This window comes from Sulfurimonas iocasae, from assembly GCF_047716755.1.
Taxonomy (GTDB): Bacteria; Campylobacterota; Campylobacteria; order Campylobacterales; family Sulfurimonadaceae; genus Sulfurimonas.
Map to the genome: position 1 here is coordinate 1,968,313 of NZ_CP180409.1, position 18,942 is coordinate 1,987,254.

The following is an 18,942-nucleotide window of genomic DNA, read 5'->3' on the forward strand; positions in this document are numbered from 1 at the left end:
TTTAAGTTCATTTTAGTTAATTCCTTCCATTTTGAAATATTTTCATTTTTGCATTAACTGTAAAAAACTCCGCCAAATCACAACCTAGCATCATGGCATGTCCTCGGATGGTGTGGGGTTTATTTGAGATAGTGTCTGTGGTTAGGTTAGTCATTTATGTTATCTGCATCGTTTTTTATATTGAATCCAAACAACTCACAAAACTCATTATACAAACTAGATGCTGTATCAAAGTCTTGATACATTTTATCTTTAGCAATTGATTGTAATAAGTTATTTTCAAATAATAAACAATTTTCATGATTATCTAAAATATATTGAGCAAGGTGTCTAGGAATACTAATATTTTGTAATTCTATAACTTTAAAATCAGTTGTTCCATATTCTAAGTAATCAGCCCAATTTGCACCTGCATTTTCTGCTCCAAGTTTTTCTTTAAGAATATTATGATAGTTTTCAAAGTAATTTTTTAATTTAAACCTCAAAAGATTGTCTATACTTGCGATAACTTCATTTACAACCATATTAATATGTTTTTGGCTTTTTGAATTAAATATCTCATTCTCACGATGTGAATTATCCCAAATATAACCTTTTTTTATGTAATATTTTATTGAATTAGAAATTATCATTTTTAAAGGTTTTGATTTCATCCAGCTATCCATTAAAACAGCGTAATATTTTAATTTTTCAGGTGGTTTAAACATTCCATTTTTACCACCTGTTTCTTCTTTTCCCCAATTATAATAACTACTTAACAATGTAAGATACTTTAAAATAACATCATAATCAAATTCATCTGGCAAAATATTTTCGCTTAACTTTGGGTAATTAAAAATATTATTTTGATATTGAGCTTTTATCATTGATGAAGCTGATAGAATTTTATCTGGAATATTGATATGTTTTTTTAGGTCCTGCAATATTTTTACAGCATTTTTATTTTTTGAAATAAAATTAGTTCTTAAAACAGAGTCATCTTGTTTTATTTCATGAAGCAAAGCAAGATTTGCATAATAATCCCATATATCTTTTTCATTTTGAGAAGCAGACTTGTTTGTAAATTTATTATTTTTTAATGAAGCCTCTATATTTTTATAAAAATTTCCTTTTTCTCTTACCATTAGAGGCTCTATTTTTTTTATACTTTTATTTTTAATTATCTCAACATAAACTTGTGGGTTATCTCTACCTTTTACCCATTGATTTTCTTTAACTCTCATGCAGATGATGTTTCCTGACATCTCTTTTGTCATCCTTCCCGCTCTTCCTGCAAGATTCCAAAAATCTATATCAGTAAACTTTGAGTTGCCAATTTTATCAACTAAGATAAAAATATTTTTAGCAGGTAAATTCACACCTTCCAAAAGTGTTGATGTTGAAAATAGATAATCAATCACTTTATTTTCAAATAATTGTTCTATTTTTTCTCTAATTAGTTGTGGTAAATTTCCAAAATGAAAAGCAATCCCTTTCTCTAAACAGTCAATTAAATAATATTTATCATGTAAATATTCTTTAACTAATTCAATCACTTCCGTTAAAGCTTTATCTTTTTTAATATCTTTTGTTTTTGCAAAGTATAGTGCATACGAAACAGTATCTGCCTTAGAGTTACAATAAATAATATTTTTATCTTTTTCCCCAAGTTTTGCTATCCAAAATAAAAAATCATTATTTGTTAAATGAATTGGTATTGCATAATCTTTATCATTATCTGTGAACATCAAACATTTTTTATCTATCAGATCTAAGAAATATCGATTTTGAGCTACAGGGGCCGTTTTAATAGCAATTTTTTCATCAGTACTTTTTTCAAATAACTGTAAAAAAACTTCAGGGTTTTGAATGTTTGGAGAAGCAAAATATAATTTAATACTTTTTCGTTCCGCTTGTAATATAGCGTGATAATACAAAGGACTTCTAGTATCTTTTTGAGAAATTATTTTTTGAGCTTCATCAATGAAGAGATAATCCAGCTTGGGATTATTACTATTAGATAAATAAGCTATTAACCTTTCAGGAGTAAATACAAAAATATATCTACTTTCAGCACTTCTAAACATTGTTGGTACAGTAGGATGAGCTAAAATTGTATAGTTTGATTTATCCTTAAAGTCTTGTTTTAGCTTTGTAACTGTTTGATTTATTAATGCTCTTGATGGAACTAAAATGACAAGGTTATCCGTACCCCTATGTTCCATAATTAAATATCGTATAAAAGCATTAATAATAAATGATTTTCCTAAAGATGTTGGACCAGAAAAACTAAAATGATTATGATTTTTTAGTGATTCAAAAATTTCATATTGACTATCTGTAAAAATAAATTTACTATGTGAAATTTTTTGAAAAACTTCTTTTAAGGATTTTTCATATAATACTTCATAGGGTAATTTAGAATCAACATTTGAGAATTTTTCAATAAAATCTAAAGCTGGAAAGTTCCCAAGTTTAACCATTATAGAGTTCGCAAAAGTTTGAAATACTGCATCGCTGCTATGTTTATCAACCAATAAGCTAATAATTTTATATGCCTTATTTTTAGCTTCATCTATTTTAGAACGAGATAATATATCTGCGAATCTTAATAAATCAGAAAATTCTTTTTCATTTATATCTTGTGTCTCTATCTGAAAAAAAGTTTCGGCTTGAATCTGCTCTATTTTAAAAAAAAGTTCATGCAAATACTCATCTTCTAAAGCTTGTTGTGCGAGTTCATCTATATATCTCATGATTGAAGCCCTTGCATAATTATTTCTCTGTTCTTATCTAATTCAGTTAATGGTAATATATATAAATAAAAGCTATGTCCATATAAATTAAACTCATTGATTTTATTAGTAATATGAGAAAGTTTACTCTCCACTTCTTTTTTTATTTGTTCTTGTATTTTTTTTCTAAAATCTTCGTTTGGTAGTTTTTTATCTTCTTTATCTATTGTAATTTCGTAACCTACGAAAATGCCAAAAGCATCATCGACTTCAAAATCATTTTCTTTTTTAGGATAAACAATTTTTGAAATAAAATCTTTTTCTTCTTTCGTAAAAGTCTCTTTGCCAAGATGGTCACTTATAAGACTTTTTTCATAGGGTAAGCCACTTTTTTTATTTCCTTTATCATTAACTTCTCTTTTAAACTTATCTATTGATTTAAAAGCATCTGTAAGTGCATCAGTTAAGCCAACAATAGTTTTTGATTCACCAAAAATTAACTGGTAATCTCCATTTTCAAGTCTTAAAAAATGGACACCATCTGCACCATTTACATTAAGACTTGTTGATGTTTTTAATTCTAGTTTTGATAATATTTTTGGAGCTTTGAGATGTGTTTCTAAAAAACAATAAAGTAATAATTCTCCCAATTCCCCTTTATTATTTACATAATCAATAAATTTTTCTTTTGCTTTTTTTGTAAGAGTTCCAGACTTATTTTTGTATTGCTCTCTCACACTCCTTGAAAGCGAATAATCAATCATGGGATCAATTAATAATTCTTCTAATCTTTTTAAATTAAATTCATTTGCATTAATATTTAAAACAAATAAATCAAGCTTATTTTTCCCATGCTCATCTATTGTAAAACTGCCCAAATTATCAAAAGCGTCTAAAAAATCAAAATCTTGAATACTTAAATTCATACTTTTACCTCCTTGCTTGTCATCTCTTCATACATTTTAAAAAGGTATTCAAGTCGCTCTTCGTCGTTTTCAAATGGTTTATTCCTGTAGCATTTTTCTATGGCTATGTCTAGTTGGTGGTGGGCTTCTTTTAGGTCTGCTGGCATTTTTTCTGGGTCGTAGAGTTGAGCTAGTGTTTTTTCTGAGTGTTGTTCTCTTTCATCTAAGATATTAAATACTAACTCTGTAATTTCTTCTTTTTGTTTTTCTGTAATATTTGGAAAAGGGAACGTGTTATAAACAAGAGCCGAAGAATATCGATAATCAGTTTTTAATCTACCAGCAATAGCCCTCATCCATGTCATATGCATTCTTGAACTAACTACCCCAAATATCCAAGGATCAGCATTATATATAGCTTGTGCAGAAGCATAAATGACTGGATCTTTATCTAAAAATCCAATTGGAATATAATCTCTTCGTTCAGATGTTGTGCATGGTATAATAATACAAGGTTCATCATAGTGACGATCTTCAGCAAATAAATGTGGTGTTTCCGCTAATTTATTAGTAGCTTTCTTTGAACTCTCCAATCGCATCTTTATAACACCATCTAATCTTTTTTTAATAGAAGGAATATTCTCAATTATTGCTATATCCACATCATTAATATATAGACACCATCTTTTTATACCTTTAATATACTCTTGTGCACCAATAAATTTTTTGATAACAGGCTTCAAAATTAAATGCTGAGATAAATTCTCATATTCGTTCTCGTCAAGTATTAAATGACCTCCATCTGCAGGGATACTACCTTTAATCATTTTAGGTAAACCACTTATAGAAGATGACTGTCTTCCTAAAATCATATTACTACTTTCAACAAGATAATAATTAATGTTAGAGACAACTTTCTTAATATTGTTGCTGAATAGTAGTTTTATTTTATTATCGATGTTTCTAATACCGATAATAACAACAGTTACTCCAGCATTTGCTTTTGCATTATTTGTCCATTTAAAAGATTGATGAGCAAAAGAAATTTCTAAGTTATCATTTATTATTGGTGGCCAAAAAATACTTACTTGATCTCCCTGAGAAATAGAGTTAGTTGTAACAAATGCATATTCTGCTGTAAAATTTCTTATGTAGTTTGAAGCTTTGAAAAACCAACAAGCTATATAATCAAGTGATTTGTAATTTTTTATTCCATGAAAAATATAAGCCATATCACTTTTATGCTCTTTTTCTTGATTTCTTGTACCCAAATAAGGAGGATTACCAAGTATATAGATCTCATCTCCATCGACTTTAGGACAAACCTCTTCCCAATCTAACCTAGTAGCATTACCATGAACTATATTACCACCATCTTGAAGTGGTAGTGCAGGAGGAACAGTTCCAAACTCTTTTTTAAATAACACATTCATTTGGTGTTTAGCCAACCAAAGAGAAAGTATCGCTACTTCATGAGCAAAATCATCTAACTCTATCCCATAAAATTGCGTTAGTTTAATACTTGGAGAGATGAGTAGTCCACCCTCTTTAAATATTAGCATTTCGAGTTTTCTAAGCTCTTTATATGCGATGATTAAGAAGTTACCGCTACCACAAGCTGGATCAAAGATTTTAAGGTTTTGAAGTCTTAGATGCAGTAAGTTTAGTTTTTTGGTGTTGCCTTTTGCTTTTTCAAAGTCCTCATAAAGTTCATCTAAAAATAGTGGTTGCATAACTTTCATGATGTTTGGAACTGAAGTATAGTGCATCCCCATATCGCCACGATACTCATCTTTTACAACTGCTTGTATCATAGAGCCAAAAATATCTGGATTTATAGCAGACCAATCTAAACTACCAATCTCCAGTAAAATATTTCGTGATTTCATCGTAAAGGTAGGTATAGTGAACTTATCTCTAAATAACCCACCATTTACATATGGAAAAGCTTTAAGATACTCAGGAAGTGAAGCATCTCTATCTTTTTCATCAGTATTAAACACCTCAAAAAGTCTATCTAGGTAAGTACCTACATCACTACCATTAGCTTGTGTATGAGATGAGATAGAGTGAGTAAAGATATTGTCTTTAAAGATGTGAGAATCTTCTGCGAAATAACAAAAGAGTAGTCTTGTTAAAAACACATTTAGCGCATGTACATCTTCATCTGACTCTATATGATTGTCTTTTAGTATTTCATCATATAGTTTTGCCATCTTCTCAGAAGCTTTAACATCAGCAGGATTTTCAGCTTGATGAGTGGACTTCTCCATACCAGCCCAAGGTAAGAAAAAGTCGTAGTATTTTGTAAGGTCTGTAATTTCTATATCAAGAGTATCTGTATTTTTTGTGTCATATGCTAGTAATGTTTTATAATCGGTAACGATGATAAATCTAGGTTTCTGCTTTAGGGTTGTACTATCGTTTCTTAGTTTATCAATAGTTGAATGTAAATGCTCAGTAGCAACTTTGAAAAACAGTTTTTTTCTGTGTGTAAGTTCACCTTTACTTTCAAGCTGATTCAGATCTCCATTTCTCAATCTACTGATAGTAGCCTTAGGTTCACCGTATGCTAATAGTAAATCAAATATAAAGTTATCTTGCGAAAAATTGCTTATTATCTTCTTTATATTTTGTTCTATCTGAGTTATTGTCATTAATATTTCCTAATAATTTAAAATATTATACTGTTTCTTATTTAAAACATACTGTAAAGCACTTAGCAAAATAATAACTTTTTATTGCGAACTATGAGTTCGTGTGCTAAAATATTTCTACTTTTAATAAGGATTATTTATGTCTGCAAATTCTTTAGCTCATAGACTAGTTAGTATCATCGACTACCTAAGTACTGGTAATATTGTTAATGTTCATGACTTATCTGTAGAGTTTTCTATATCACAACGTCAAATACAAAAAGATGTAGAACTATTTAAAGGTATATATGAGATTGAGAGTTTAGGTAATCAAAACTATCGTATTAAAGATGGGTTTAAAACATACAGTGCCAGCAACGACAACCTTGATATTGCCCTAGCCTTGTTGAAAAGTTTACAACATAGTGCAATGCCACAAATGGATAGATATATTGACCCATCCTTACCTGATATAAAAGAATATAAAAATATGTTTATCTTAGATACAACTTATGAAGAAATTACCCATACTGACGAGTTTTATAAGCTTATTAAAGCTATCAAAAGTCAAGAGAGTTGTTCGTTCCTTTATACTAAAAAAGATGGCTCATCCAAACAAGTGTATGTACATCCATATAAACTCGCTAACTTCTCTAATTTTTGGTATCTCCTAGCGTATGATGTAGAATCTGAAAAATTAAAAAGTTACCATATCAACAGCATAGATAAAGTCATGCTAGCTGGGGAAAACTATATCAACAGTATATCTATAGAAAAAGAGATTGAGGATACCTTTGCTAAATTTAACTCTGTATGGTTTGATGGAAATCCTAAAAGTGTTGACTTGGAGATTGTAGGTAATGCAAAACTCTACATACAAAGAAACTTTCCTAAACAAGCAACCCTTATCGAAGAAACTGACTCAAAATTGTTAATTAAACTACATTATTATAACTCTGCTGAAGTCCTCTCGTTTGTAAAACAGTGGCTTCCTGAAGTTAGAATTTTAAATAATGATGTGATAAAAATAAAGTTAAAAGAGCTTCTTCAAAAATCATTAAAAAACTTATAGTTTTTGTTTCCACTAGCCTGTAGAAAACAAAATTTATATTCTCGTAGTTGGAATGTCCCCTATAAACTAGACAATTACTAACCCCGTAAAAATCTGTTTTCTAACAAGTTCTTTTTTTATGAAAATGTCAGCTTGTGTGGGTGGAATGAATTTTCTACACAACCCTTGTGGTGTGTAAAAACGAGAGGCCAATAATGGAATGATAGAAAAATATAAGAGTTTACGATTATTTTTTTCTATCATGTAATGGTTGGATATGCATAATAAAATTAGAGCTTGCGAAAATTGTAATGGTTGCGTTAGCAAATGTATATACAAATGGGATACTCGCTTGATATTTGACTTTCGTGCTTTACTTGGTTTGATAGGTGAGCTTTTGGATGAAATAGATGATTTGAAGGCTTTATATACTTTATGTTTGTTCTCTGTATGCTTTATGTTTGTTCTTTGTATACTTTATGTTTGTTCTCTGTATACAGAACTAGAGGTTGTTGAATAAATGAACTTGTCTACTTTATAGGGGACATTCCACTTTTAGTACAATTGTTCTTATCTATTCATATCATATTTTATAGTTATACTATTTTTACTCTTACTATTATGAAATAATTATCAAATACTCATCTGCAATTTCTGGAATGTAATTTATACTAAATATGCCAAAGTTATTTTTAATCAATACACTCATAATATCTCCAATATCCATAAGGGAGCTATCCATGTGAATATGGAACAAAACTAAAGCCTCTTTCTTCAATGGATTAAAATTTTCAACTTTGAAGTTACTAAACATTTGAGCTCTTGGCATATAGCCATTTACAATTATATTGTCTAAATCTTCATAATCAACTGTATCATGGGGTTTAATCAGGTTTCGTAGATAAGATATTTCTTCTTTATGCTTCGAGCTTTTTTTTCTCACTTCATCTTTAATGGATTTAAAAATAATTTCTTTAATATCTGGTAAGTTTATTGTATTGTACATTTTAACTCCATAATTATACTTTCATTATCAAGCTGAGTGTCAATCAAATCCCATAGAAGATTTGGTCTATTTAGAGTTAAATTTTTTAAAATATTTCTTAAAATAAAGTCATTCTCATCAACAGAAATCTTTAACAATTCATTTTGTTTTAGAATGTATTTTTCTAGTTTATTACAGAGTATTTTCACAACATCTTCCATAATTTATATGAGCCCATTTATTTATACTTTCTTGATAACTCATCCAATAAGGAATAATAAACTTGCTTTGTACAATTTTTTGTAATCTTTGATGCAACTTTTTTCCTTTAAGGTTATATTCATCCCAATTAAAATCAAAATGTTTGTATAAATCATCATTACAAGGAGCTTTAGAATTAAATATACCTACCCAATTTTCAATCTCTTTTGCTAAAGGATCATCCTCATTAACAAACTCTCTAAACTCTTCAATGCCAGATGATGCTCCATCTACCCAAAAACTAGCCATACCAAAATCTGGGTACATATCTACAATATTCTGATTTAGATATTTAGATGCGTAATTCATATTATGATAAAAATCAAAATCTATTTGATCATTAAAAAATATATTTATATAATCATAATTTTTAAGATGAATATTCATGTTTGGATAGTCTATTTTAAAGCTGTTTTTATTGTGCAGTAATATCTCAATTTTATCTTTATACTCATAAAACTCTTTATTTAGTTCTATTGATAAATATTTTGTAAAATCTATTTTAGTATCTAGTATTTTAAAAAGATTACTAAGATAGTCTGCTGCTCCCTCTTGTGTAAATAATTTACCTGGGTAAGATGAAAATAAATTTCTTTTAATATAAACACCCTCTATTTTAGTTAATGATTCATTGAAGTGTAATCCCAATAAAGACTGATGCTTTCCTACTTTAATTATTTTATAATTATCATAGGTATATTTATTATTGAGGCTGATTTTCAATAGTTCTCTAGACCTATTTTGAGATATAGTGATTTCTTCTTTTGATATATCTAATAACTTGAGTAATCTCTGTGCTAAATCATTATCTTCAATAGTATTGTAGGCGTTGTCTATTAAATCACATATAATATATGTTTCGATACTAGTATTGTTATAATTGTTTTTATGCATTTATATTTTTACTTTGCACAACAGTCAAACTTGGATAATGTATGGCACTCAATCTCCCATATCCACTTTTATTGTACGTGGCACCTGTATCAATCATGGCATATCTATCTGTTATGATAGGTTCTTTAATAGGAGTGTGACCAAAGATATTATATATGTCATTTTCAATCTCCTTATCTGCCTCAAATAAGCTTTTATCATGCATGTGACGCCATAAAATATCTTCACCATCATACTTGCAATATTCATGATATTTGTTAATCCATACATGATGAATATATGAGTGAGATACTACTAAAGGTTTATATCCATCTATTTCATAATATTTAAAGTATGGTAAAGTTTTTAAATACTCGAAATGAGAATTCCAAACTTCTTTACCAAACTGCTCATATGAAGACAAAGCTTCTTCTCCTCCGTTCACTTTCCACATGTAATCTTTATCACTGTCTATAGTAGACTCCAGCATCATTAGCTCATGATTACCTAATACAGCATGATAATTACTATTTAACATCAGTTCAATTACATTAGCAGAAGATTCTCCTCTATCAACTAAATCACCTGTAAAACAGATTTGCGCATCTTTTGGAAGCTTCTCTATTAAGTTCAATAATTTTTCATACTCACCATGAACATCCCCGATAACCCATATACCATTTTTATTAATATGGTTCATAGTTCTATACTTCTTATAAGTGTATCATCACCATACAGACTCTCCGATGGATAGCCAAATGGATTACAAATACATTTCACACCATTATGTTCATACTCAAGTCTATCATGTGTGTGACCAAATACCCAATACTTCATACTTCCATCTTCCATAAATTTATGACCATCAAAGCTAAAAAACATATTTCCCTGTTGGTTTTTATATGCTGGAGATAAATGCCTATGAAGAAATGAAGGGTTTACGTGAGTAATCATTACATCACACTCTTTGTGCACTGCTTCTATTTTAGGTAACTCTATTTTATAAATTTCATTGTAATAATTGACTCCAAACATCATTTCATAATCAGGCATTAATCGCTTCCACATTTCATTGTTAGCTTTAGGATGGTCAGCAAGTTTGAAGTAAGCTTTTAAATATGCATTGCTATATGAACTATCACATCCACCAAATCTAATGCCATCAATCTCAATCACATCTCCGTTCAGGCAGTACATATTCTCTTGTGCGTTGATTAATTCTCTCATTTCATTAACTCTATTAAATGAGTTTAAATCATAATCATCCTGCTCTATTCTATTATTTAGGTAATAATCATGATTGCCTAGGACACAGACTATATGCTTGTAGTACTCTTTTTGAAATATCTTTAGTATTTTCATATTTTGAGAATTATAATGTCCGATATCTCCAGCAATTATAAGCACATCACCTGTTTCTCTTTTCCTGTTATCAAAAAATATAGGATCAAATATTGATTTAATTGCTTCAATATTAGATGATTGAGCTTGTGTAAAATATGTATCAAAGTGTGTATCGCTTAGTATGTCTATTATCATCATTAATATCCTCTAAATTTTAAAAAGCTTTGCAAGTTTAGGCCTGTTTACACTGCAACTATTAGAGTTAAATCTTGCCAACACAGGAGTCATTCAAGTTAAAATATTTGTTAATGTAAAATTATAGTATATATACAGCATTATTGCAAATTTACAATAGAATTTCTATAATTAGATATAATTAGAAATTAAATTATTCTTGAGGAAAGTGTGCTATGTCCGAGAAAATGCTTGAAAAAGTAAAAGTTGGTGTTTATTTAAAATCTGAAGTAAAAGAAAACTTGAATAGACTAAAAGAGTTTGGAAGAACAACGAACCCTACATTAGATACATTGCTATTATTTAATAGAGAAGGGCTTATAGAGTACATTAGATTATGTAGTTTATTTCAAGATAAGCAAGAATGGGAATTAAAAACAGATGATTTGTATTGTACAACTATAAAAGAAGACTTACGAATAAAAAAATCCTTAGGTAATGCAAGCTTAAATAGTGTTCAAACAATGATATTAGATTATAAACTTCCTTTATTGGAGAAGGGTCAAACGGAGTCAGAAGAAGAGTACAATCAAATATTAGACAGAATGGTAAAATTAACCAAAGCTGCAGAGTTTTTAATTCATAATGAAAAACGCCATGATACGGAAATTGAAAAACTACAGAAAAAAGTTTTAGAATTAGAAAATAGATTAGGACAGAGAGTGTAAATCTAACTGTGTAAACCTTAAAAATTAAATTTATTTGATATAGTCATCAAGTGAATTATTTATAAGGATTTACATATGAGTTTAATAAACCACGAAGAGCTAAAAAAACAAATTAAAGATGGTACATTTACATCTTTAGATGATATAACCAACGAGTTTAAGAATATACTTAGAGAAGTTATTCAGACAGCTTCTTCAGAAGAACTAACTTCACATCTAGGTTATGAAAAGCATCAACCCTCAGATACTCCAAACTACCGTAACGGCTACAATGATAAAAAAATAAACTCAAAGTATGGTCAATTTGATGTTTCTATCCCCAGAGATAGAGAATCTACATTTGAGCCACAACTGGTAAAAAAGAGAGAAGTACTTTTAGATGGCAGTGAAGACCTTATTCTTTCACTCTATACCAAAGGTATGAGTGTAAGAGATATACAGCATCATCTTGATGATTTATACGGCTATGAACTCTCTGCTCAGACGATCTCAAACATTACTGAAAAGGTTATTGAAAAAGCAAATGAGTGGCAGTCTCGTCCACTAGAACCTATTTATCCCATTATCTTTATGGATGCTACAGTGCTAAAGATAAGAGTTGATAGAGTTGTTAAAAATATAGCAGCTTATATAATGCTAGGAATAACGCTTGAAGGCAAAAAAGAGATTATTGGTATTTGGATCGGTGAGAATGAAACTTCTAAATATTGGCTTACGGTTTTAAATGATATCCAAAAGCGTGGAATACAAGATGTTCTAATCTTCGCAATAGACGGTTTAAACGGCTTCAAAGAAGCCATCCAAGCCGTTTATCCTAAAGCAGAGATACAAAGATGTATCGTTCATCAGATAAGAAGCTCTTTGAAGTTTGTTTCTTGGAAAGATAGAAAAGCAGTTGCTAAAGATTTAAAATCTGTATACTCAGCGCTCAATGAAGAAGATGCTCAATTAGCTCTTACTGAGTTTAATGATATCTGGGGTAAAAAATATCCAAATATCACCCTCTCTTGGACAAATAATTGGAATGAACTTTCTACTTTTTTCAAATATCCAAATTCAGTTAGAAAATTAATTTATACAACTAACCCTATAGAATCACTAAACGCAACTATAAAAAGAAAGACAAAATCTAAAGGCTCATTTCCTACTATAGAATCTGCTTTTAAGATGCTATATCTTGCTACTCAAGAGCAACAAGAAAAATGGAAAGCTAACAGCATTAGAAATTGGTATGAGATTTATCCTCAACTTAGTATCTTTTTTAGCGAAATTGTGTCAAAATATACTAAGTGATTTAGGAATAGAAGGTGGGTTTACACAGTTTATTTTACGGTCTCTTAGGACAATAAATTCCAACAATGTACTAACTCTTTTTGACTTACTTCATATTTTGAACTCATTGCTATCTTTTATCAATTTTCTACTTCACCAATCTCATAAGAGATTCATAACTATCAATATGATCATAAACAACCTGCTCAGATGTTATTTTCTTAAAAAAATTTATGAAAATATGCTTAATTTAACTCCACCGTTGACATTTCATTATGCTGCTCCTGAATCTACTAAACAGGATAAGAACATATATCGTGACAATTTCATAGTAGTATTGTTTCCAGAAGCACCTATATACCAAACTTGAATAATATTGTTTTCAATTTCATGTGCTTTTGTACAGTTGTAGGTTACATGATTGATGATAAGCTTGAATTCTTTTAAGTCTTTGATTTTGATATCTTGAGTGGTGCTGTTTGTAAGAGTTGCTAAAAATGCTTTGTAGCTTTTAGTCGTTTTAGTATCTTTGCTGTTCAGTAGATGAATAATTTTTTTTCTATAAGCTTTAGGTCTGCGCACTCCTTTGTACCCCTCTGTTATATTATCTATATAGCTATCTATAAAATCTAAACATAAATCTTCTTCTTCTTGGTTAATATAGTGATGGTTATATAGTGATGGTTCAAGGTGTTCACGAGGAGAACTAGGGGGTGTCTCTGGGAGAACAGGGGTACTGTTCTCTGAGAGAACTAAGGGGTACTGTTCTCTGGGAGAACTAGGTCTTACTTTTTTATATGCTTCATCGTATGTTTTTTTGATTTTTTTGATTAGGTTTTTATGCTCTTCTAGCTCTTTTTGTATCGATGTCTTAAAAAAAACAATTGCGTTATTTTCTAAAAGTTCTATATTGATGTAGTAGATGGTAGATGCTCTTGAGCCATTTGGTCGGTTTCTCTTTTCTTTTTTTAGCATACCAATTTCTTCAAATGCTCTGACGTGATATGATTGAGTGCTCTTACTGCAACTTGCTTTTTTTTCAATCGTTGCCAAAGAAGGGAAACAAGCACCGGTATCGTCTGCATAATCGCATAGAGATAACAGAATCAATTTAGCAGTCGCGGGATATGGAGTCGCAAATGCTAACGACATTAATTTAATTGACATATTTATACCTTTATATTTTTAGGCACTAAATAAGGTATAGGAGAGTATAATTACGACTCAAACACTCTATTTAGGGTTTTTGTATAGTTAGGGTTCCTTTAACGTTTCTCAGGCATTTGTGGAACTCTAACGATTAACTTAATTATTCATCCGCATTGTAGTAGGTGTTTTGAGATATAACATGCTCTACTAATTCATCTTTCTCATAAAAACCATCAATATCTATTGCCATTGATGTAGAGCCATAATCTTCACAATGTTGATACCAACTGATATCAGCTTTTCCATAAAAAATCGCAAAAGCTGATATTCCAAATTCGTAATCAATTCCCATGTTTGCAATAGAAAAATGTGGGTTTACTTCTTCTAATTCCATAGCAATATGACGAGCTTGATATAATAAATTCCAAGAAGCATCATAAGCATCTTCTTCCGATGCTTCAAAAAATACTTTTTCAAGTTCTTCAAGCTTTGGTTTTCCATCAAAAAGCGGTTTTAAATTTAATTCCGTGATTTTATTTATTTCTTCTTCTGTCATTTTTCTCTCCTATTTATGAAGCTACTGCTACTTTCTTACTATTTGCCCATTCGACAAGCTCAGAAATTTGATAAAAAACACGACCATAGTGTTTTGAAAATGGTATTGCACGTTTTTGGCGAAGTTGGGAAAGCGTACTTTCTTCAGTTGGTGGCAAAATTTCAACACCATCAACGATTAATCCTTCGCGCAATTCTTTGTTACTTATTTTTCTATCTATCATTTTGTTTCTCCATTATATTTTTATTAACTACTAATTATACAATTATTGTATTCTTGGTAGTATATATTATATATTAGTGTTATTATAGTAGTTTTAAAATATAATGTCAAGCTTTTAATACATTTATTGTATTTTTTTTAGTTTTTATAGTACAATACTACTTTAATTGAATAAAAAGGCACATTATGAAAGAAGAAGAGATATATGTTAAATTATTTGGATTTGGTTCCCCTACTACATTTTACAGTTGGAAAAAAGACCCTAAGCGATTAGCGATTAAATTATTAGAAAAATATTTTACAAAAGAAGATTTAGAAGAATTTCTAGAAACTGGCAAAATTAATAAGATGGAAAATATACAACATCTGGGTAGTTTTATATCATATATAGTTGACATAAATAATACAATAGTGGATAAGACTACTGTTGATAATAAAGATGAGTTGAGCTTATTTCTTATTAAGACGATAGTTGAGTTTAAAGATAGCAGCTTTTTTTCAAATTATCCAGATGATGTTTTTGATGAGTTTATTGATTTTGTATTAAATAATACAAAGGAACAAAATAAAAAAGTTTTATTGCAAATTCCGCATAAAATCAACAAAGACACATTTTATATGTATGTTCAAAATATAGAGTTACTTGATGATTATAAATATAATGAACCATATGTGTATTCAAATTTTATTAAATAGTTCGAATATTTACTAATAGTGGGGTAAAAAGTGGGGTAAGCTATTTTTAGCTTATCTTATTTTGTATTATTAAATTCTTTGAAAGTTCGTTGTTTGTGTAGTTTGTAAGTGGTGGGTCCTATGTGACTCGAACACATGACCACTCCGTTATGAGCGGAGGGCTCTAACCAACTGAGCTAAAGACCCACTGTTTCTCTATAAGCTTTCGCTTCGTAGGGCGCAATTATAGTCAAAAAATTCTTATACTTTTCTTTTATCGTACCCTATCTTTTATTTTAAAAACCACCGCATACAAAAGAGGTACATAAATCAAGTTAAGTACAGTAGCCCAAGCAATTCCAAAGCCTAGTGAAATTGCCATAGGTTGAAGTATCATGGCTTGTCCAGATGCAAAAAATATCAGAGTTGAAAGTCCAAGAACTGTTGTTAATGAGGTAAGAATAATAGGTCTAAGTCTAGTCCCTGCTCTTTTCATCAACTCTTCAGTGTCGTCTGCATGTTTTATAAAATTAACAACAATAAGTCCATCATTTACAACAACCCCTGCGAGTCCTACTATACCTATCATTCCTGTCATTGTAAGATTTATATCCATTACCCAGTGTCCAAAATATACACCGAGTAAAACAAGAGGAATAGTACTAATCACTATAAGAGACTTTTTGATAGAGTCAAATAACCAAACCAGAGTAATAAAAATCAAGAAAATAGCAATAATTGCAGACTGCATCATCTCTCTTTTGTTTTTAGCATTCTCTTTTTCTTCACCTTTTATGTCTATCTTATATCCATCATTTTTGAGCTTCTCAAATACTGGTTCTAATTTTTTCATTACCTCAGCAGAAGTTATGACTTTTTTATTTAAAGTTGCCAGAACTGTTCTTAGCCTAGTACCATCTTCTTTTTTGATAGATACAAAACCTTGTAGCATGATAAATTCACAAACATCAGATAGGGCTACATAGTTATCGGTTTTTGGCACTTGAACTTCTATGTTGTATATAGAACTTATTTCTTTATTAATACCACTCTCAATCTTGATACGTACAAGACCTTCATCATTGAACATCTTTCCATACTCACCTTTTAGGTAGTAGGATCTAAGCTCAGCAGATATCAACTCTTCATTAAAACCTAGTTGTTGTCCATACTCATTTATGCGAAGCTTTAGTTCTTTTTCTCCAGGATTTGCATCATCTGAAGAGTTATTAACACCTTCTATCTTGTCTAGTGAACTTCTAAGATACTTAACACCTGCTAAAATATCTTTCTCACTCTTTCCACTTAGACTTATCTCTATATCAGAAGCAACAACACCAGCTCCCGGAACTTTTACAACAAGTTCTTCATATAGTAAGTCTCCATTTTCTTTTTGTGTTTTAAACGGCTCTATTAATTTATCGATTTCTTTAGCTATATCTTTTGCATCATTTTTTCTAGTCAGTACTTCTGCATTATAATCTATGGATAGATATGGATTAATATATCTGTCAAATGCATTAGCAGGTGCACGTTCTTTTAAGTCAATAAATATATGAAAAAGATTGTCTCCTGTCTCTAACATATTTTTAGCATCCATTTTAAAACCAATAACTGATGTAATAGAAGAGAAGTCATCTTCATTAGTATGTGCTAAAAGCTTCTTCTCTAACGCCGTTATTATCCTCTCAGTGTCTTCTAACTCATTATTTACATTTACCTTTCCATATACATATATCTGAGTAGTATCAAAATCTGGAAAGAGTTGAAACTTTGAGTTTTTAATAAATACAAATGTCAAAGAAAGAATTGATACAACAATAATAATGAGTGAAATCCACTTAGCTCTAAAAACAAAGTGAAGTGCTTTATTATGCCACGAAGAAAGTCTCTTCCAAAGCTTTTTTGTAAAGCTCTCATCATGTGAAACTTTTAAGAAGTCATGTGCATGAAGTGGTAAAAAATAAAATGCCTCAAAAAGTGAAGAAAGCAGAAGTACAGTTATCATAATAGGAATAATTTTTATAAACATCCCCATCTCTCCTGTTAGCAGAAGCATTGGTAAAAATGCGAAGACTGTGGTTAAAGTTGCCGTTAAAACGGCGGGAAACATCTCGGTTGCACCGACTATAGCCGCTTCTCTTTTCTCCATTCCTTCTTCTAGATGCCGATAGATATTTTCAGCAACAACTATTGCTTCATCAACTAACATCCCTAGAGCTATCAGAGCACCTAGAAGTGAGAGCATATTTAGAGAGTCTCCCATTATTTCTGTGGCAATGAGACCTATCATAAAACTAACTGGGATACCAATAGCAACAACCACTGCAATTCCACGGTTTATAAAAATAAGCATTGCTAAAAATACTAACATAAGACCAAATGCTATATTTGCAAAAACAGTATTTAAACGATTTTTAATCCATATAGAAGTGTCTGTATATATCTCATACTTCACTTCTGTACTCTTATCTGTTTTTTCTTTTAGTATCTCACGAATCTGTCTTACTAACGCAATTGCATTTCCATCCTTAGACTTTGTAACATTTATAGATACATTTCTAACACCATTATAGTGTGAAAGCTCAGACTCATCACTCAGCCTAAACTCTATATCTGCTATGTCCCCTATGCGAACTCTAGCATCTCCAACACTTATAATGGTATTTTCAATACTTTTTTTTGTCTTTTCTCCATTAAAAGTAGAAATATAAAGATGCTTACCTCTATCTTTTATGGTTCCTATAGGAAATATTGAGCTTATATTTTTTAGAGATGCCACAGCCAAAGAGGGGTTTAGTTCAAAAGCTAAAAGCTTCTGCTCATTTATTGTAATAACTAATTCATCATCCGCATCTCCACGGATAGTAATGTCACTTAAATCTTTTAACTGGCTCAAATCACTCTTTAAATCTTCCGCAAGGTTTAACAACTCTTTTTTACTACTATCTCCTGCAAGCGCTATAAGAACAAGCGGGAAACTATGAAGTTGTATCTTAGCGATTGGCTCTGACATATCAGCAGGTAAATCTTTCTTAACACTACTGAGTATATTTTTTACATCACTAAGTACAGTTATATTATCAGAACCTGTTTTTATGTCACTAATAATTGAGAAAGAACCATTTTGAATGGTTGTCTTTATGTTATAAAGCTCATCTATATTTTGCAGGTCATCTTCTATGGTCTTTACAACCATTTTATCAAGGACATCTGCTGATGTACCCGAGTAACCACCACTGATAGTAACTTTGTCCATATTCATTGGAGGAAATATCTCTTTAGGAATATTTAAATATGCAAAAATAGATAGTAAAACTATAAAAGTTAAGAGTATATGATTTAAAAGTGGTTTATCGATTGCAAACTCTAAAAAGCGGCGAATCATTTTTTTCCT

General features: G+C 30.2%; 17 protein-coding genes and 1 tRNA gene. 4 read left to right on the forward strand and 14 right to left on the reverse strand.

The annotated features are described in order from the left end of the window. Positions 1-16 precede the first annotated feature (16 nt). Genes ACLHDE_RS09985 through ACLHDE_RS10000 form a run of 4 tightly spaced genes read right to left on the reverse strand, consistent with a single transcriptional unit; the run spans position 17 to position 6,276 of the window. The gene (locus ACLHDE_RS09985; RefSeq protein WP_415396277.1) at positions 17-154 is read right to left on the reverse strand and encodes a hypothetical protein; all 138 of its coding nucleotides are present in this window, start codon (positions 152-154) and stop codon (positions 17-19) included. Next, a complete protein-coding gene (locus tag ACLHDE_RS09990) occupies positions 147-2,735 on the reverse strand; it encodes a DEAD/DEAH box helicase (RefSeq protein ID WP_415396278.1) in 2,589 nt (862 codons plus the stop codon). Before ACLHDE_RS09990 ends, ACLHDE_RS09985 begins: the two co-directional genes overlap by 8 nt. Continuing rightward, positions 2,732-3,640 (reverse strand): DUF1837 domain-containing protein, encoded by a 909-nt coding sequence (locus ACLHDE_RS09995; protein ID WP_415396279.1) that lies wholly within the window; start codon positions 3,638-3,640, stop codon positions 2,732-2,734. Before ACLHDE_RS09995 ends, ACLHDE_RS09990 begins: the two co-directional genes overlap by 4 nt. Continuing rightward, positions 3,637-6,276, reverse strand: a complete 2,640-nt coding sequence (locus ACLHDE_RS10000; protein WP_415396280.1) for a class I SAM-dependent DNA methyltransferase — start codon at positions 6,274-6,276, stop codon at positions 3,637-3,639. The genes ACLHDE_RS09995 and ACLHDE_RS10000 overlap by 4 nt, the downstream gene beginning before the upstream one ends. A 139-nt stretch (positions 6,277-6,415) precedes the next feature. On the opposite strand from ACLHDE_RS10000, the gene ACLHDE_RS10005 reads away from it, so the two are divergent. Continuing rightward, positions 6,416-7,327 carry a helix-turn-helix transcriptional regulator gene (locus ACLHDE_RS10005; protein ID WP_415396281.1) on the forward strand — a complete coding sequence of 304 codons (912 nt, stop codon included), beginning with the start codon at positions 6,416-6,418 and terminating at the stop codon, positions 7,325-7,327. 598 nt (positions 7,328-7,925) lie between these two features. On the opposite strand, the gene ACLHDE_RS10010 is transcribed toward ACLHDE_RS10005, so the two are convergent. Genes ACLHDE_RS10010 through ACLHDE_RS10030 form a run of 5 tightly spaced genes read right to left on the reverse strand, consistent with a single transcriptional unit; the run spans position 7,926 to position 10,967 of the window. Beyond that, positions 7,926-8,312 (reverse strand): hypothetical protein, encoded by a 387-nt coding sequence (locus tag ACLHDE_RS10010; RefSeq protein ID WP_415396282.1) that lies wholly within the window; start codon positions 8,310-8,312, stop codon positions 7,926-7,928. After that, positions 8,297-8,500 (reverse strand): hypothetical protein, encoded by a 204-nt coding sequence (locus ACLHDE_RS10015; protein ID WP_415396283.1) that lies wholly within the window; start codon positions 8,498-8,500, stop codon positions 8,297-8,299. Before ACLHDE_RS10015 ends, ACLHDE_RS10010 begins: the two co-directional genes overlap by 16 nt. Further along, positions 8,484-9,446 (reverse strand): hypothetical protein, encoded by a 963-nt coding sequence (locus ACLHDE_RS10020; RefSeq protein WP_415396284.1) that lies wholly within the window; start codon positions 9,444-9,446, stop codon positions 8,484-8,486. Before ACLHDE_RS10020 ends, ACLHDE_RS10015 begins: the two co-directional genes overlap by 17 nt. Then, positions 9,439-10,125 carry a metallophosphoesterase gene (locus ACLHDE_RS10025; protein WP_415396285.1) on the reverse strand — a complete coding sequence of 229 codons (687 nt, stop codon included), beginning with the start codon at positions 10,123-10,125 and terminating at the stop codon, positions 9,439-9,441. Before ACLHDE_RS10025 ends, ACLHDE_RS10020 begins: the two co-directional genes overlap by 8 nt. Beyond that, positions 10,122-10,967: a metallophosphoesterase family protein gene (locus tag ACLHDE_RS10030; RefSeq protein WP_415396286.1), complete on the reverse strand. Its 846-nt coding sequence runs from the start codon at positions 10,965-10,967 to the stop codon at positions 10,122-10,124. Before ACLHDE_RS10030 ends, ACLHDE_RS10025 begins: the two co-directional genes overlap by 4 nt. Positions 10,968-11,179: 212 nt before the next feature. On the opposite strand from ACLHDE_RS10030, the gene ACLHDE_RS10035 reads away from it, so the two are divergent. Together ACLHDE_RS10035 and ACLHDE_RS10040 are read left to right on the forward strand one after the other, a co-directional pair. Then, positions 11,180-11,671 (forward strand): hypothetical protein, encoded by a 492-nt coding sequence (locus ACLHDE_RS10035; protein ID WP_415396287.1) that lies wholly within the window; start codon positions 11,180-11,182, stop codon positions 11,669-11,671. A gap of 75 nt (positions 11,672-11,746) precedes the next feature. Further along, positions 11,747-12,964, forward strand: a complete 1,218-nt coding sequence (locus ACLHDE_RS10040; RefSeq protein WP_415396123.1) for an IS256 family transposase — start codon at positions 11,747-11,749, stop codon at positions 12,962-12,964. A 252-nt stretch (positions 12,965-13,216) separates the two neighbouring features. Here ACLHDE_RS10040 and ACLHDE_RS10045 read toward each other — a convergent pair whose 3' ends face one another. From ACLHDE_RS10045 to ACLHDE_RS10055, 3 genes are all read right to left on the reverse strand, one after another. Further along, the gene (locus tag ACLHDE_RS10045) at positions 13,217-14,110 is read right to left on the reverse strand and encodes a helix-turn-helix domain-containing protein (protein ID WP_415396288.1); all 894 of its coding nucleotides are present in this window, start codon (positions 14,108-14,110) and stop codon (positions 13,217-13,219) included. 142 nt (positions 14,111-14,252) lie between these two features. Beyond that, complete coding sequence (locus ACLHDE_RS10050; protein WP_415396289.1) at positions 14,253-14,648, reverse strand: hypothetical protein; 396 nt, start codon at positions 14,646-14,648, stop codon at positions 14,253-14,255. Positions 14,649-14,661: 13 nt separating this feature from the next. Next, a complete protein-coding gene (locus ACLHDE_RS10055) occupies positions 14,662-14,871 on the reverse strand; it encodes a hypothetical protein (protein ID WP_415396290.1) in 210 nt (69 codons plus the stop codon). Positions 14,872-15,056: 185 nt separating this feature from the next. On the opposite strand from ACLHDE_RS10055, the gene ACLHDE_RS10060 reads away from it, so the two are divergent. Continuing rightward, on the forward strand, positions 15,057-15,566 hold the full coding sequence (locus ACLHDE_RS10060; RefSeq protein WP_415396291.1) for a hypothetical protein: 510 nt from the start codon (positions 15,057-15,059) through the stop codon (positions 15,564-15,566). Between the two features lie 109 nt (positions 15,567-15,675). On the opposite strand, the gene ACLHDE_RS10065 is transcribed toward ACLHDE_RS10060, so the two are convergent. Both ACLHDE_RS10065 and ACLHDE_RS10070 read right to left on the reverse strand, forming a co-directional pair. After that, positions 15,676-15,752, reverse strand: a tRNA-Ile gene (locus ACLHDE_RS10065). Between the two features lie 67 nt (positions 15,753-15,819). After that, positions 15,820-18,933, reverse strand: coding sequence for an efflux RND transporter permease subunit (locus ACLHDE_RS10070; RefSeq protein WP_415396292.1), 3,114 nt, complete (start codon positions 18,931-18,933; stop codon positions 15,820-15,822). Positions 18,934-18,942 lie beyond the last annotated feature (9 nt).

Coding starts and splice junctions, on each gene's coding strand:
- ACLHDE_RS09985 (WP_415396277.1), bottom strand. CDS start 154: ATGACTAACCTAACCACAGACACTATCTCAAATAAACCCCACACCATC.
- ACLHDE_RS10035 (WP_415396287.1), top strand. CDS start 11,180: ATGTCCGAGAAAATGCTTGAAAAAGTAAAAGTTGGTGTTTATTTAAAA.
- ACLHDE_RS10045 (WP_415396288.1), bottom strand. CDS start 14,110: ATGTCAATTAAATTAATGTCGTTAGCATTTGCGACTCCATATCCCGCG.
- ACLHDE_RS09990 (WP_415396278.1), bottom strand. CDS start 2,735: ATGAGATATATAGATGAACTCGCACAACAAGCTTTAGAAGATGAGTAT.
- ACLHDE_RS10000 (WP_415396280.1), bottom strand. CDS start 6,276: ATGACAATAACTCAGATAGAACAAAATATAAAGAAGATAATAAGCAAT.
- ACLHDE_RS10050 (WP_415396289.1), bottom strand. CDS start 14,648: ATGACAGAAGAAGAAATAAATAAAATCACGGAATTAAATTTAAAACCG.
- ACLHDE_RS10005 (WP_415396281.1), top strand. CDS start 6,416: ATGTCTGCAAATTCTTTAGCTCATAGACTAGTTAGTATCATCGACTAC.
- ACLHDE_RS10030 (WP_415396286.1), bottom strand. CDS start 10,967: ATGATGATAATAGACATACTAAGCGATACACACTTTGATACATATTTT.
- ACLHDE_RS10070 (WP_415396292.1), bottom strand. CDS start 18,933: ATGATTCGCCGCTTTTTAGAGTTTGCAATCGATAAACCACTTTTAAAT.
- ACLHDE_RS10010 (WP_415396282.1), bottom strand. CDS start 8,312: ATGTACAATACAATAAACTTACCAGATATTAAAGAAATTATTTTTAAA.
- ACLHDE_RS10060 (WP_415396291.1), top strand. CDS start 15,057: ATGAAAGAAGAAGAGATATATGTTAAATTATTTGGATTTGGTTCCCCT.
- ACLHDE_RS10040 (WP_415396123.1), top strand. CDS start 11,747: ATGAGTTTAATAAACCACGAAGAGCTAAAAAAACAAATTAAAGATGGT.
- ACLHDE_RS10025 (WP_415396285.1), bottom strand. CDS start 10,125: ATGAACCATATTAATAAAAATGGTATATGGGTTATCGGGGATGTTCAT.
- ACLHDE_RS10055 (WP_415396290.1), bottom strand. CDS start 14,871: ATGATAGATAGAAAAATAAGTAACAAAGAATTGCGCGAAGGATTAATC.
- ACLHDE_RS09995 (WP_415396279.1), bottom strand. CDS start 3,640: ATGAATTTAAGTATTCAAGATTTTGATTTTTTAGACGCTTTTGATAAT.
- ACLHDE_RS10020 (WP_415396284.1), bottom strand. CDS start 9,446: ATGCATAAAAACAATTATAACAATACTAGTATCGAAACATATATTATA.